This window comes from Microbacterium sp. SCN 69-37 (assembly GCF_001724435.1).
Lineage (GTDB): Bacteria > Actinomycetota > Actinomycetes > Actinomycetales > Microbacteriaceae > Microbacterium > Microbacterium laevaniformans.
Window position 1 is genome coordinate 87,161 of the sequence record NZ_MEEL01000001.1, and the last position, 13,663, is coordinate 100,823.

Sequence of the window (13,663 nt, forward strand, 5' to 3'; positions counted from 1 at the left end):
GGCCGACTCCTCTCACAGGCCCCGGGCTGCGGCCGCGGCGACGCGGATCCACGCATCGCGCGTGGGGGTGCGCAGGTTGTCGAGACGCAGAGCCCCCGACTTCAGGGCGGGGTCGAACGGGATGTGTTCGACTGCACGGACGTGGCCCGAGAAGCCCTCCGCGATGCGGTTCGCCCCACGCGGGTTCGGCTCGGCTTCCGTGACGACCACGACCGCGTTGTCCGCGAGTTCGCGCGATCGCTCGTCGCGCTCGCGGAGCGCATCGAGCAGGAGTGCGGCGGACTCGGCCGACTCGGGTGTCGCGAGTGTGGGCAGCACGAGCTGGTTCGATGAGTCGACCATGCGCAGCCAGCGCTCCGCCGATTCGTCGTTGCCGGAGTCGAAGATGACAACCCGGTAGTACCGGGCGGCGACCTGCATCAGCAGGTCGAACTCGGCGGTGAGGATGCGCTGGTGCACGGCGAGGAGTTCGGGGTTCGAGCGCAGCACGTCGTACCGATCGACCGGCTGGTGGTGCACGTACCGTGCGATGTCGGAGACGCCGGCGCCCGTCGCCAGCAGATCGGATGCCGCCGGCAGCAGATCCTTGATCGTCGTGTCGTATCGTCCTGCCTCGGTACGCCAGCCGAGCGTGCCTCGGGTGTCGTTGTTGTCCCACGCGAGGACGTTGCCGCCGCCGTAGCGGCCGAACACCGCGGCCAGCATCGCGGTGGTCATCGTCTTGCCGACGCCGCCCTTGCCATTTGCGATCGCGATGGTCCGGCATCCGGCCCACTGCTGCGACACCTCGCGCTCGTCGGCTCGTCGCCTCAGCTCGGCGGGAGACGGACCGAAGCCCAGCCGAGCGAAGAACGCACGCCAGCCGCCGCTATTCGGCTCGCCGGCGGAGGACGTGTCGATGAAGCTCGGGCGCGAGGGAGGCTCCGGGGCACGGTGGTTGCGAAGCGGTTCGTGCCCCGGAGCTTCGGTGTTCACCTCCCTTCCCTGTTGCGATGGGCTTTCGATGTGGGCGGCGACCGTCGCAGGTTCGGGCGCGCTCGCCGCTGCCGTCACGAGCGTCCCGTCGGCGTCGATCCACAGGTGATGCTCTCCGCGATCGCCCGTGGTGACGAGCTCGACGGGCTGACGGGCGCGCCGGGCTTCATCGACTGCGCGGCGGACGATCATCTGCCGGATGTCGTCGGTGGGAGTCGCCGCGAGCGGCTCGATGAGCCCCTCCGGCGTAGTGAACGTGGCCGTCGGTCCGGTGACCGTGGCGTACGCGCGAAGCGTGGTGTCGAGACTCATTGCTGTGTCTCCTTCCAGGTCGGTGACAGCCACCCGTCAAGGCTGGTGTCGGTGGGGGATTCGTCTGGCCAGAAGCGGTCGAGTTCATCCGGGTCGAACAGGTACGGCATCGCGTCGCCTTCGACGTTCTGCTCGAGCGCGCTGTCTGTCGCGAACAGCTCGTACTCCCAGTTCGTCGACGTCGCGAAGCAGTCGACGACGTAGGCGTACTGACCGACGTAGGCGAGAAAGACGCCCATCCGCAGCCGACGCGCGTCCTCGACGTGAGTCGCGGGGATGTTCAGGCGATCACGGAGGGCAGCGGCCTCCTGATGGTTCGCGCGGAAGATGAACTTGTTCTCGATGTCGCCGACGATCGAGTAGGCGAGATTGCGCTCCCGCGAGTCCGCGTCGCCCACGGCATCCAGGTCGCCCATCTTGTGCAGGATCACGATGTTGCTGATGCCGTAGTGGCGCGACAGCTTCAGCCACTGCTGGAACATCTGCAGCGCGGCGAGCGAGGTCATATCGCGCCAGCCCTCCTCGCGGATGAGGTAGCGGGTGCGCTTGGCCGACCGGTCCGACACGACCGCCTGAATCCACGCCGTCGTGCACACCTGGGTAAGCTGCGCGACGAGCTCGCTGCGTGAGAAGAGCTCGCTCGTGTCGACGACGACGATTGGCGCATCCGCGTCGAACGCCACCGTCGATTCGTCCTCGAACAGCCCAGACAGGTCGCCGTCGACGAACCGGCGCAGGACGAACCGCGGTTGAACGGCGCCGTCCGACAGGCGGAAGTCGGTGCCGGCATCCTCGACGATCGCCCCGAGGTGCTCGTAGACGTTGCGCAGCGTCGGGCGGTCGCCGGTCGACCGGATGCTGCGCTCGAGGGCCTCATGCAGTGCTGCGTGTTCGACGGCGGTGAGCTTCGTTGAGCCCAGCGCCATCTCGACGAGCGACACCAGGGTGGTGATGCGGCGCTGACGGACCATCTTCTCGTCCTGTTCGTCGTCAGCATCCGCCCGCCGCGGGCCCCGGTCGAGCGGGTTGAGGCGAGCGGTGCTTCCGCCACCGATACGGATGACGACGCCATTGGGGATCGCCTCGGCGACCGTCACCCACTCGCCCTTCGGGTCGGAGGGGACGACTGTCTGGTGCCCGAACGCGAGGGAGCGTGTCACCAGAGTCTTGATCGTCGCGGACTTGCCTGCGCGATACGCCCCGAGCACCAGCACGTTCGTCGAGAGCGTCTGCCGGTCGGTGTTGTTGGCGTACGCCTCCCACGGCGAGAAGTGGAAGAGCGCATCGGCGTTGAGGTCGACGCCCAGGATCGGCCCGTGGTGCCCGAGTCCGGCATCCGCCACGAAGGGGTAGATGCCCGCGATCTGTCGCGACGTCGCCTGATGGGCCGGGATGCTGGGACGCGCAAGGTTCCAGTACCCGCCCTCGGTGAGCCCGGGGCCGAACGGGCCGGGCACCGCAGCCTCGGGCAGCGCACGCTCGCGGCGGCGCTTCCTCGGCGGGCGCTCCTCGTGGGCATCGCGCGCGATCTGCCGGCGCATCGCGCCGCGGTCGCGCTTGGACAGGTCGCCCGGTTCGAAGAAGACGACGCGGCGGGCCATCACTTCATCCCCAGCCCGATGGGGAGCACATTGACCATCAAGGCCTCGGCCTGCTGGCAGTAGAGGATCTGCGGCTCCATGCCGGATCGCGCGAGCGCGTTGCGCATGCCCGCGATGGCTTGATCCAGCAACTCCTCGTTGCGGGCGCTCACCGTGAGGTAGGCGCCGTACCGGAACTCGCCGTGGCCGGCGACGATCTCCTCTTCCTGGCGCTCGAGCGCGTCCCAGTCCGCGGCATCCGCCGCCGAACCGTCGACACCTCGCTTCGCGCGAAGCCGTTCGTTGCCGCGCCAGACCTTCTTGTCGTCCTCGATGCGGCGCATCGCCTTCTTGACCGAGACCGGCGTCAGGACGATCGACATGATGTGTGTGATCGCCTCGCCGGTGGCCGGCATCCGTGCGAACACGATCGGTTCGACGAATCCGACCGCGGTGTCGGATCGGGGCCACTCCTGAATCCAGAGCGTCGTGTGGACCCCCGAGTCCGTGTAGACGACGCCGTTCTTGCCGCGCGGCTCCTCGAGGTACATCGGCCCGATCGCTACCGGATCGACACCGATGTGGTCGTCGTCGCGGTTCTGCACGTTGGCGGCGAACTCGGGGTCGAAGCCCACCCGGGCGAGCGCGGCGACGTCGCGAGTCGTCAGCCACCGTCGCACGCTGATCCGTGCTGCGCTCAGGGCGTCCGCGAGGTTGCGGGCCTCGAGGGCAGCGAGAGCCTTGACCGCGTCTTCACCACCGCCGAGCGACTTCAACTGGGGCCCGAGCGCGATCAGATCGAGGGTGAACGTCAGGTAGTTGCGGTGCGAGACCGCGTACCGCTCGGACTTGTCCATCACGGCGTCGTAGTTGTGAGCGACGGGGGAGTCGCCGTTGAGCTTCCGCTTCAGCGTGACCGACTGATAGTGGTCGCGAGCGGGCCGGATCGTCGTCGGAATCGTGCGCTCCTGCAGCACCGCGCGCTTGATGCCCGGACGCTGCGTGAACGACGCGAGCACCGGAGCCCACTGCTGCGTGAGGTCGAAGCGTTCCGGGTCGTCCTTCATGAGGAAGCCCTGCACCTCGACCTCGGCGGTCACCGACACCGCGCGGTCGTGCGGGTTGTAGACGCACGCGACGTCGTCCACATCCCAGAGCTGGATGGATGCGCGGATGCCGGGCAGGTTGAGTGTGCCGGCGAGGTGCGTGCGCTCGGGGCGGTACACCTGCCGCGTCGCGCCGGTCGCGTGGCGTACTTGCTTCATGAACCAGAGTCCGACCTGCCGCGGTGCGGAGTCACCGTGCACCGTCACGAACGCGAAGATGCCGATCGGCAGGTAGAGGGGCGCGGCATAGAGGAGTCCCGGCGGGCCGAAACGGTTGACACCGATCAGCACGATGATGGCGGCCGCGGTCAGGCAGGTGAGCTGCCAGCCGTCCATGCCCATCACCACGCCCTGCCTCGATCGGCGCGGCAGACGGACGGGTCGGGCGAGGTCCTGAGTCGACATCATGCGGTCCTCTCAGTTCGAGGGCGAGGGGGTGACGAGGGAGACGGGGACGGCGATGGAGCGGATGAAGGTGCTGGCCGCGACGAGGGCCGGGGCGCCGGAGGGGAGCTGGCGGACGACGGTGCCGGAGCGCCCGCGCTGGACGGGCTCGCTCCGGGTGAGGTGCCGGAACCAACCGTCGAGCTAGGAGTGCCGGAGTGGCCGGCTGGTCCCCGTGGTGGCCGACCCGGCGTGGAGCCGCCTCCACTCGCGCCCGAGGGGCCGGCGGCTCCCGGGGCGCCCGGTCGTGCTGAACGCGGCGCCACACCGGCGGGCGATGAGCCGGCGCGACTGGGGATGCGCGATACCGATCGGGCGGCGCCTGTCGCTGCGTGGCCAGCTCGTGACCCGACCGCCGAGCCGACCGAGTCGGCGGCGACGGCGCCGACGAAGCTGAAGAGCCCGAACACCGCGAATGGCGCGAACGCGACGAGCACCAGTCCGATGAGCAGCGGCCACGACTGCGGATCCCAGATGGTCTTCACACCGGCGAGGCCGTTGATGATGAGGGTGACGAAGCCGATCGTCAGGGGTCCGGTGAGAAGCAGCACCAAGACCGCCGACACGTATCGGACGACCCACTGCGGTCCGACGGCACGGGCGGGATACAGCATCCACGCGATCGGGCCCACCGCGATCAGCGCCGCCAGCACGATGTTGCGGAACGCGAACACGAGCATGAGCAGCAGCATCCCGAGCATCAACAGCGTGTGGATGACGAAGGCGAAGAAGTAGTTCGCCTGCCCGCCGGCCCACATGACCGACTGCAGGGTCGCGAACAGTCCGTCGGCGCCATCGCGGTTCATGACGTACCAAGTGAGGTCATCCACGGCGTTGAGCAGGTGTCCGGTTGCCCACAGCGTGATCGCCGTGGCGGGCACCGCGATGAAGCTGCGCACGAGAGCGCCGACGAGCTCCGCGCGGTCGCCCGAGACGATCGCAGCGGCGACCGCCCACACCATCGCGCCGAACAGCACGGCGAGGATCGCCCACTGCCAGAACGACCACTCGTTCGTCGCTGCCGTCCATAGGAGTGACGAGGTGTCGAAGCGCATGTTCTGCGCGACGGCGAACATCATCGAGGTCGCCGACAGCGCCATGCCGCGGCCAGCGTTCTCGAACGTGACACACACGACGTCACCCAGCGAGCATCCGTACTCGACGAGTAGCGGCTTGCCGCCGCTCGTCTTGATGGCCGAGACGTGCGACTCATCGGTCGTGCACACTGTCGCCTTGGCGCCGTCGACGAACACGTTGATGAAGCACTGCTGCGGCTTGATGTCCGCCGTGTTCTGCGGCGTGCAGGTGATCTGCGCGTCGACGCGGAAGCAGTCGACGGGGTAGGCGGGGGATGACCAGGGCTCATCTGTCACCGGTGATGCGTTCGCCGCAGCTGGTACGACATCGATGGATGCTGGCGCAGCGCTCGCCGGAGTCAGTGCGGTCAGGGTCAGGCCGAGCCCGACCACCGCGCCGACGAGCAGCGACCGCAGGATGCGCATCAGAAGCCGAAGTCGAAGTTGACGAACCACTGGAACAGTCCGCTCGCGGCTCCGAGCACGGCGGCGGCGATGAAGATCCAGAGGATGTTCTCGCCGGCCCACGTGCGCATGCGATCCGACGCCAGGCCGCGGAAGGCCAGCGATGCGCCGGCGATGATCAGCATGATCAGCACCACGATCATCGCGCCCGCGAGGATGTACGAGGCGACGACTTGGAAGCCGGCGAAGAAGGGTGCCGAGAAGTCCGGTTCGATGTCGGGGATATCGACCTCGGCCGGTGCTGTCAGTAGGTATCGCATGGTGTTCTCCTTCGGTGCATCACTTGAGTGGAAGGCCGAGAGCGGCCATGAACGGTTGAGGGTCGATGGCGGCGCCGTCCTGCTGCACCTCGTAGTGCAGGTGGCAGCCGAACGAGCGGCCCGTATTGCCTTCGGCGCCGAGCGCCGTTCCGGCTTTGACGGCATCACCGACCGATACGCGGATCGAGCCCCATTGCATATGCCCGTAGAGCGTGACGAGGCCGCCGCCGTGGTCGATGCGGACCGTGTTCCCCCAGCCGTAGAACGAACCCGCGGTGATGATCCGGCCGGGGCCCGCGGCGTAGATCGTCGCGCCGCAGCCCTGAGCCATGTCGTAGCCCTGGTGGTTGGTCGAGCAGTAGCTGCATCCGATCACGGGGTTGTACCCGAACCCGCGGCCCTTTGAGTAGTCGCCCGCGAGCGGGTATCCCCAGTCGCCGTTCGCGACCGGCCCCGCCTTCGTCTCGACCTCCTGCGTGACCTGCTCGCCAGCCACCGCGAACGGAATCGTGATGAGCGGCGTCATCAGCATCCCGCCGACGAGCGCGACGAAGAGGAGAGCCCCGATCGCGATCCTCCGCCCGATCCTCGTGTTCGCGAGGGCTGCTGCGGCGGCGACCGGGGCTCCCATGTCAGGGCTCCAATGACCCCGAGAAGTAGCGGACGACCTTGCAGTCACCTTCCTGTTGCGTTGTGTCCGGCGTCGGGACCGATCCCTCGCCGCACAGGACCTGGACGCTCACGCGGACCGTGTCGTCGTACGAGGTCTCTCCGCCGTTGCCGTCCGAGCGCGTGTACGTCAGCACGACGTCGGCCGTTCCGATGCTCATGTCGCCCGACGCGTCATCGGGCACCTCGGCGAACTCGACGTCGCCGGTGACCGCCGCGGTGACGCGGCCGTCCTCGTTTGCGAGGGAGTCCCACTCCGCTTCGGGGAGCACGACGCTCTGACGAAGCTCGAGCTGCGACGCCTGCATGTCGGAGGCGCGGTCCTCTTCCGAGGTGTAGCGGATGTCGGGCGTGAACCACGTGTCGAGATACGTGAGCCACTCTGCGCGTGTGCTCAACTGGGTGTCGAACGTGGATGCCGCAGCCAGCGCCGCCTGGACGTAGGCCTCGGCATCCGTCGTGATCGGCTCCGGCACCCAGCCCTTTTCGGCGACGGATGCATCGACGAACTCGTCCGTCGTCGGCTCGGTGGGCTCGGTCGTCGGCGTCGAGTCCGGGGGAGTGGTCTCGGAAGGGGGCGGCGTCTCGCCGCCCGAGAAGAGCGACGCGACGATGATCGCCAGGATGCCGATGAGCAGCACCACTCCACCGACAATCGCCCACACGATGCCTCGCGTGCGCCGGGTGTTCCGTGGAGTAGTCATCGCCCGCCGTCACCTGCCCGAGCGGTGAGCGTCCAGCGCGACAGCCCTGACGCGGCGCCCGATCGGGCCGCGTTGAGAGGGGTCGCTTCGCTTGACATGAGGGAAGCATATAGCCGTACACTCCATTTGTGAAGCATTTTTTGAATCCCTCTTGTGGACGACGGTGGAGCGGTGCGCCAAACTGGGCTCGTGCCTCGCTACGCCCGCCCCGCGAACAGTGACTACGCGGAGGATCCCATCAACGCGCTCGGGAACGTCATGCAGGCGACCATCATCGGTCTTCTGCGGAAGAACCCTGGACTGACGCGCTCGGAGATCGCCGAGGCGATCGCGCTCCCGAAGATGACGATCGCCAACGGGCTCGAGAAGCTGCTCGACGCGGGGCTGATCCTCGCGGACCCGCCGCGCGACGTCGCCATCCGCGGGCAGCGAGTCCGCTACACCGTAGACGACGCGCAGGTGACCGAGATGGTGATGCGGCTCGAGCAGGTGCTGGGGGAGTTCTAGTCGACTGGCCGCCGGCTGCACTCTCGGTCGAGTCGCGCGGATCGCTTGTCTCGACATGTCGAACCTCCCTTGGGTCGGCGCCGCATCGCGGGATGCCGTTTGAGCATGCCCAACAGCGTGAGGCGTTCATGCTTGCACCTGTTGTCGCGCGAGCGCAACGGTTGATTTGGGCATGCCCAACGAGTAATTTGAGCATCCTCAACTGGGTCGTTGGGCATGCCCAACGGAGTCCCTTCCCTGCCCGAGGCGAAGGATGGTCGTGAAGACATGACGGAAGACGAGAGCAAGATGGCAGCAGAAGAACTGGCGAAGCGCCTTCGTCTGCTGCTTGACGTATCGATCGCCGAGTCCGGCGAGGAGCCGACATATTCGCAGATCGCCGCGTTCCTTCAGACGCGGGGCGTCAGCCTGTCCCGGTCACGGTGGACGTACATGGTCAACGGTCATCGTTTCGTGCAGGATCGCGCGCTGTCTGAAGCGCTCTCGGATTTCTTCGAGGTGGATCCGGCCTTCCTCGCCGGCGGTGCCGATGCGCCAATGCCGGCGAAGGTTGCCGCGCAGCTCGATCTCGTCAGAGCCATGCGAGCTGCGAAGGTCAAGTCCTACGCGGCCCGCACGCTGGGCGACATCTCTCCCGAAGCGCTCCAGGCAATCACCCGATTCCTCGACAACGAATCGAATGGGGAGTCGGCCGCACGCGGTCCGCGGACGGTGATCACGGCCGACGGCTCTGGAGGGAAGTGACGGACACAGTGAAGGTCGCAACGCGCGCGCCGGAGGCGCTAGAGGAACTCGAACTCGGAGATTCCTTCACATTCGACGAGCTCGTGAGTGCGGTGGAGCGCCGGCGCGGCCGCCCACTGCGGATTGTCGAACTGGCGGACCTGAGCGACCGTGACGGGATCTGCGCCCTTCTGTTCATCAGGGACACCGAAGACTTGGTCATTCACGCCCGAAGCGAGTCGCGGCTTCACCGGCAGCAGTTCGTGCTGCACGAGTTGGCGCACATCATTCTCGACCACGGCCACGACGATGACGCGGATGGTGCGGACCCTCTGCTTCCCGACATCGCGCCGTTGACGCGACGGCGTCTGCTTCGACGCCAAGACCTTGTCACGGCGGACGAGATCGCCGCCGAGTCGCTCGCTGACCACCTTGCCGGCGCCATCCGGGGGTCGGTGATGCACGAGTCGAAGTTCTTGGAGATCTTTGGGTGACCCAGATCCTCGTCTCCGCGCTGCTGTGGCTGCTCGTCCTGAGCTTGCTCATCCTGCGACGCGGTCGCGCTGACCGCAGCATCCTGTGGTCGGCGCTGACCATTGCTGTGGCGATGACGCTCAACATCGATGGCCTGTACCGCTGGGTCGATCACCTGCTTGGCGGCACCAACCTGGTCACACTGGTCGCTGATCTCGCACTGATGCTCGGCATCTTCTTCCTTGGGCGTGCAGTTGCCAAGGCGACGGAGTATAGGCCGCGGATCGTGCGGTTCGCGCTCGGGCGGGTTGTCCTCGCGGTGGCACTCGTTTGCACCATTGTCGCGTTCGCGTTCATCGACCGAGGGGTCACGACAACGACCTTCATGCTGGACTTCGGGGCACAGCCCGCAGCTGCCGCCTATTCGATGACACAGTTCGTGTACGACGCGATCGTGTTGACGGCGATGGCTGCGGTCACGACCCGGCAGATCCGCCTCGGGAGGGGGGTGGACCGCTTGCCAGCGGTCTCGCTCCTCATCGGAAGTGCGCTCGGACTCGTGCTGGCCGCCGTCGTGATCGCGATGGACATCGCTCACCTCGCAGGCGACATCTCGCTGATGCTCGGTCTTGGTGGTGCGTACAGTCCGCTGTTCCTGTCGACGTTCCTCTTCCTCTGTCTGGGGCTGGCCAGCCAGCCTGCGATCCGCTGGATGCGTGCTCGCTCACGGGCCAGTGCGACCCGCCGGCTCGTCTCGCAGACGACGCCGATCTGGCAGCGGGCGAATCTCGTTCGGCCGGGCATGAGCCAGCAGGATGCTGGGTTCAGCGCTGCCGATGCGGAGACACGGCTCCACCGCCAACTCGTGGAGATCCGGGACGCCGCTGTCGACCCACGCGTTTCGTTCGAGTTGAGTGATGCTGAAGGCGTGATCGTCGAGGCAGCGGAGGAGCACCTGCTCGGGCACGCGCCTGGCGCGGGTAGGTCGAGTGGCGGCCTCGCGACGGGGGCGGCTCGTTGAAGGCGGGCGCAGGAGTCGCGGCCGTCGCCGCACTCGGTCTGGCCCTGTTCGCCGGGGCGGCCGGGCTCGGGTTCGCGATCGCGCGAAGGCTTACGGCACCGCCGTCCGGAAGGGTCTACAGCCTCACCGTCCGCGGCATTATGCGCCATGAGGGCCACGACGCGGTCGTCCTTGACCGCAACCCATCGACGGTGGCGACGGGCGTCTACAACCTGTGGCTCGAGGGCGGCGGGTGGGTTCGGCTCGGGCCGGTCGTCGGCGAGGACGCTGGAACGGTGACGCGGCTGGTCGAGTCGACCGAGCCGGCGGACGGGCTGGCAGTTGGCCAGCGCGCGTCGTGGAGCGGCATTTACTATCGCGATCCAGCCGACGCTGGTCTCCACGCCGAGAACGTGGTTGTGGAGACCCTGGTCGGCCCCGCGCCAGCATGGCTGATCCGCCCAACCGCGAACGCGACGAACGTCTGGGCAATCCACATCCACGGGTTGGCGAGCCCTCGCGCTGGCACGCTCCGTGGGGTGAAAGTCGCGGCTGACGCAGGTTTTGTCTCGCTCGTGGTCACGTATCGCAACGATGGCGAAGGGCCCATGGCGGGGTCGGGCCGCTCGACACTCGGTGTAACCGAGACCGACGATGTCCGTGCCGCAGTGCGGTTCGCGATCGCGCACGGCGCCCGGCGCATCGTGCTGTTCGGATGGTCGATGGGCGGAGCGATCGCGCTGCAAGTCGCCGCCGACGAGGAGTTCAAGGGCGTCATCGATCGACTTATCCTCGACTCGCCCGTCCTTGATTGGAGCGCGACCATCGCCGCGAATTGTGCACGCGTCGGCTTGGCCCCACAGGTTGGCGTGCTCGCTCGTCCGTGGCTGCAATGCGGTCCACTGGCACGACTTGTCGGATCGCGCTCGGCAGTGCCGCTACGCCGCTTCAATTGGATTGCCCGCGCGACGATGCTGTCGGTTCCGACACTGATCTTTCAGGGGGTGGACGACACCTCATCGCCGCCCGCTGTGGCTTATCGACTCGCGCGGCTTCGTTCGGAGTCGGTCCAACTCGAGACGTTCCGTGCTAATCACACTCTGGGATGGAACTCAGACTCGGGCCGGTGGCAGCGCCAAGCTCTGGAGTGGCTCGGCGAGCGCACCCTCCAACCATGACCCCTGCGGGGAGAGCCGTGACGGGGCATGGATAGCCGGCCCGAAGTTGGCTCAGCGCGTGCGGTAGGCAGTGGATGACTCGATGTTGCTGGAACAGGTGTTGCGGGAGCGCTACATCGGCACTGAGTTCGGCCGTCGCGCTACGAGGGTGGATAGCAGTTCGGGCTTTAGGCCGAGTTCCCACGCAATGCTTGCGAAAGGCGCGCCGTGTTCGGCTCGAAGTTCGTCAACTGCATCGGCAAGTATCGTCGGTTCTTCTGCGGGGCGGGCGGAACCAACCGGCTCACTCTTTGGTGCGATGTCCTCGCGTTCCTTCTGACGGCGAATGACTGCGTCGCGTAGCGATCCCCGCGCGCCCCTGGAGAGTCGGTACAACAATGCGTCGACACTGATGTCCCATTCTTCCTGGAAGGCAACCAGGCTGCTGAACGGCGCGGACGAGCTCACCACCGCCTTCAACCGAGCCATGGCTCGGTTGTATGGGGGGAACAGCAGCGCCTCGGCAAAGGCTTCAGCTTGCGCCTCGGCGGTCCGGTTGCTTGGCGGTCGGGATTGGCGGTGCAGCACAAGATGCCCGAGTTCGTGCGCCATGTCCCAGCGCTGACGGTAGTGATCGCCCTTAGCGGGGTTGAGCACGATGATGGGATTGGCGCCGACCCATCCCGAGCACGCATCGATGTTCGCGGTCTGCCGCGGTCCATACGCGACAAGAACCCCGAGCTTCTCAGCTACGCGCACAAGATTCGGTGCCGGCGATGACCCCATGCCGAGGCTGGAGCGGAACTTGGCGGCGGCGACGACCGACGCCCCCTGCTCGACGCCGTGAGAGTCCAGCGGCATGGTGCCAATCGGTGCCGCGCGCGTCCCGAGAAGACCTTGCGCTGTTAGCGCTGCAACGGTTAGGTATGCGCGCATTTGAGCACGGTCGTTTTCCTCTGTTGATTGGAGGTTCCTGAAGTTGACGTTCCGGAGGGGAGGTAGGGGTGTGTGGTCCGTCAGGAAGTCAAAGGTCACTGGCAACGCGCCTTCGACAGCCGACTGCGAGCTAGGTGACGGGCGCTCCACTCGTTGCTTGTGCCATCCGCGCAGCGTGTCGCTGCTCACCCCTGACTCCTGCTGGAGCGCCGCGTAACTCGGATAGCCGCCGAGTGTCATCGCGAACTTCAGACGCGCCGGGTCGACGTCGTGGTCAGCGGAACTCCTTTCACCGCTCACATCCCGCTCCCGGTTCGCTCGGAGTCTCCGCTGCTACCTTCACCTTGTATGCGGACCATCTCTTCCCCATCCAGAGCTGGCCTGATGACACGTCGACATCGTGACACGCCGACGCTTGAATCGGCTAGATCCGTGAATCGCTGCACACTAAACACACAGAAGCGTGACGAGAGCGGTGGGTCGGGGATGACTGGGATTGGGCGATCGGGCAAGTGCTCCGGTAGCTTGTTCAGACGTTCCTCCCCACAGGGGAGCGCCTGCCCCGATGGTAAACCGGGGACGAAGTCGGCCGGTGCCGACAGGTCCGGAGGCACATTGCGCTCGTTGCATGCCGTTGCTCGGCAACCAGTGGTGCGCGCCTGGCGGCAGCCTGGACGTAATGCGTCAAGGGTCGAGCGAGTCTGTGCTTGTCGGAGCCAGGCGGGGTGCCTGTGGTCCAGCGCGTGCTCAGCTGATGGGGGGAACTGAGGTGGCCAAGAAGGTTGCTCGAGTCAAAGTCGGCCCTGTCGCTCCATCGAACGCGCCAAAGGTGACTGCGATTCAGAATGATGGCGGAAAGGTTGTCGTCCACATCAAGGTCGGCGGCAACAGCAAGATCGTCAGCGAGTCGACGTCGAGTGAGCGAGACAAGCTCAACAAGATCTTTTCCGATGACCTGGTCAATGTGATCCTTTCTGAAGCTTCGATACCAAAGCAGAAGCGATCGCAGACACTTGACCGCATTGCGATGCAGTACAAGAGCCGTATGGTCGCTCAGCGTGTGAAGAAGGCCAAGCCTGGCGTCACCGTGCGGGTCAAGGACGCGGTCACAGCGGTGGACGAGTCGCTCTAGCCTGCAGGGAGGGTCGCTGAATGACCACAATGCGCGAGAGTGATCGGGACTGCTGCACGAATAGGTGACATCTGATCTGGCTTGCCCGCGGGGGTGGGCCTGGAAGGATGTTGCTGTGCCCAAGCCCTACCCGTCCGAGTTCC

The 13,663-nt window shown here is 66.5% G+C and carries 14 protein-coding genes; 6 read left to right on the forward strand and 8 right to left on the reverse strand.

Going from position 1 to position 13,663, the window contains the following annotated elements; genetic code table 11:
* Positions 1 to 12 precede the first annotated feature (12 nt).
* Genes ABS64_RS00410 through ABS64_RS00440 form a run of 7 tightly spaced genes read right to left on the reverse strand, consistent with a single transcriptional unit; the run spans position 13 to position 7,552 of the window.
* Positions 13 to 1,287, reverse strand: coding sequence for a ParA family protein (locus tag ABS64_RS00410; protein WP_292680000.1), 1,275 nt, complete (start codon positions 1,285 to 1,287; stop codon positions 13 to 15).
* Positions 1,284 to 2,888, reverse strand: a complete 1,605-nt coding sequence (locus ABS64_RS00415; protein WP_292680001.1) for a hypothetical protein — start codon at positions 2,886 to 2,888, stop codon at positions 1,284 to 1,286. The genes ABS64_RS00410 and ABS64_RS00415 overlap by 4 nt, the downstream gene beginning before the upstream one ends.
* Positions 2,888 to 4,381, reverse strand: coding sequence for an SCO6880 family protein (locus ABS64_RS00420; RefSeq protein WP_292680002.1), 1,494 nt, complete (start codon positions 4,379 to 4,381; stop codon positions 2,888 to 2,890). Before ABS64_RS00420 ends, ABS64_RS00415 begins: the two co-directional genes overlap by 1 nt.
* Positions 4,378 to 5,919 carry a hypothetical protein gene (locus tag ABS64_RS00425; protein ID WP_292680004.1) on the reverse strand — a complete coding sequence of 514 codons (1,542 nt, stop codon included), beginning with the start codon at positions 5,917 to 5,919 and terminating at the stop codon, positions 4,378 to 4,380. Before ABS64_RS00425 ends, ABS64_RS00420 begins: the two co-directional genes overlap by 4 nt.
* Positions 5,919 to 6,218, reverse strand: coding sequence for a hypothetical protein (locus ABS64_RS00430; RefSeq protein WP_071044042.1), 300 nt, complete (start codon positions 6,216 to 6,218; stop codon positions 5,919 to 5,921). The genes ABS64_RS00425 and ABS64_RS00430 overlap by 1 nt, the downstream gene beginning before the upstream one ends.
* A 19-nt stretch (positions 6,219 to 6,237) precedes the next feature.
* A complete protein-coding gene (locus ABS64_RS00435) occupies positions 6,238 to 6,849 on the reverse strand; it encodes a M23 family metallopeptidase (RefSeq protein WP_292680007.1) in 612 nt (203 codons plus the stop codon).
* 1 nt (position 6,850) lies between these two features.
* Entirely contained in the window at positions 6,851 to 7,552 is a 702-nt protein-coding gene (locus ABS64_RS00440; RefSeq protein ID WP_292680009.1) for a hypothetical protein, read from the reverse strand.
* Positions 7,553 to 7,780: 228 nt separating this feature from the next.
* Here ABS64_RS00440 and ABS64_RS00445 point away from each other — a divergent pair, with 228 nt between their 5' ends.
* The 5 genes from ABS64_RS00445 to ABS64_RS00465 all read left to right on the forward strand — a co-directional run bounded on the left by ABS64_RS00445 (position 7,781) and on the right by ABS64_RS00465 (position 11,473).
* Complete coding sequence (locus tag ABS64_RS00445; RefSeq protein ID WP_292680011.1) at positions 7,781 to 8,098, forward strand: winged helix-turn-helix transcriptional regulator; 318 nt, start codon at positions 7,781 to 7,783, stop codon at positions 8,096 to 8,098.
* A gap of 216 nt (positions 8,099 to 8,314) precedes the next feature.
* Entirely contained in the window at positions 8,315 to 8,842 is a 528-nt protein-coding gene (locus tag ABS64_RS00450; RefSeq protein ID WP_363331256.1) for a hypothetical protein, read from the forward strand.
* Positions 8,839 to 9,315 carry an ImmA/IrrE family metallo-endopeptidase gene (locus ABS64_RS00455; RefSeq protein ID WP_292680013.1) on the forward strand — a complete coding sequence of 159 codons (477 nt, stop codon included), beginning with the start codon at positions 8,839 to 8,841 and terminating at the stop codon, positions 9,313 to 9,315. The genes ABS64_RS00450 and ABS64_RS00455 overlap by 4 nt, the downstream gene beginning before the upstream one ends.
* The gene (locus tag ABS64_RS00460; RefSeq protein ID WP_292680015.1) at positions 9,312 to 10,316 is read left to right on the forward strand and encodes a hypothetical protein; all 1,005 of its coding nucleotides are present in this window, start codon (positions 9,312 to 9,314) and stop codon (positions 10,314 to 10,316) included. The genes ABS64_RS00455 and ABS64_RS00460 overlap by 4 nt, the downstream gene beginning before the upstream one ends.
* A complete protein-coding gene (locus ABS64_RS00465) occupies positions 10,313 to 11,473 on the forward strand; it encodes an alpha/beta fold hydrolase (protein ID WP_292680017.1) in 1,161 nt (386 codons plus the stop codon). The genes ABS64_RS00460 and ABS64_RS00465 overlap by 4 nt, the downstream gene beginning before the upstream one ends.
* A 111-nt stretch (positions 11,474 to 11,584) precedes the next feature.
* Here ABS64_RS00465 and ABS64_RS00470 read toward each other — a convergent pair whose 3' ends face one another.
* Positions 11,585 to 12,577, reverse strand: coding sequence for an ImmA/IrrE family metallo-endopeptidase (locus ABS64_RS00470; RefSeq protein WP_292680018.1), 993 nt, complete (start codon positions 12,575 to 12,577; stop codon positions 11,585 to 11,587).
* Between the two features lie 580 nt (positions 12,578 to 13,157).
* On the opposite strand from ABS64_RS00470, the gene ABS64_RS00475 reads away from it, so the two are divergent.
* Positions 13,158 to 13,520 (forward strand): hypothetical protein, encoded by a 363-nt coding sequence (locus ABS64_RS00475; RefSeq protein WP_292680020.1) that lies wholly within the window; start codon positions 13,158 to 13,160, stop codon positions 13,518 to 13,520.
* Positions 13,521 to 13,663 lie beyond the last annotated feature (143 nt).

What these genes read in the sequence shown, in the direction of transcription:
- ABS64_RS00425 (WP_292680004.1), bottom strand. Translation starts at nt 5,919, where the DNA reads ATGCGCATCCTGCGGTCGCTGCTCGTCGGCGCGGTGGTCGGGCTCGGC.
- ABS64_RS00450 (WP_363331256.1), top strand. Translation starts at nt 8,315, where the DNA reads ATGCCCAACGGAGTCCCTTCCCTGCCCGAGGCGAAGGATGGTCGTGAA.
- ABS64_RS00420 (WP_292680002.1), bottom strand. Translation starts at nt 4,381, where the DNA reads ATGATGTCGACTCAGGACCTCGCCCGACCCGTCCGTCTGCCGCGCCGA.
- ABS64_RS00435 (WP_292680007.1), bottom strand. Translation starts at nt 6,849, where the DNA reads ATGGGAGCCCCGGTCGCCGCCGCAGCAGCCCTCGCGAACACGAGGATC.
- ABS64_RS00410 (WP_292680000.1), bottom strand. Translation starts at nt 1,287, where the DNA reads ATGAGTCTCGACACCACGCTTCGCGCGTACGCCACGGTCACCGGACCG.
- ABS64_RS00415 (WP_292680001.1), bottom strand. Translation starts at nt 2,888, where the DNA reads ATGGCCCGCCGCGTCGTCTTCTTCGAACCGGGCGACCTGTCCAAGCGC.
- ABS64_RS00430 (WP_071044042.1), bottom strand. Translation starts at nt 6,218, where the DNA reads ATGCGATACCTACTGACAGCACCGGCCGAGGTCGATATCCCCGACATC.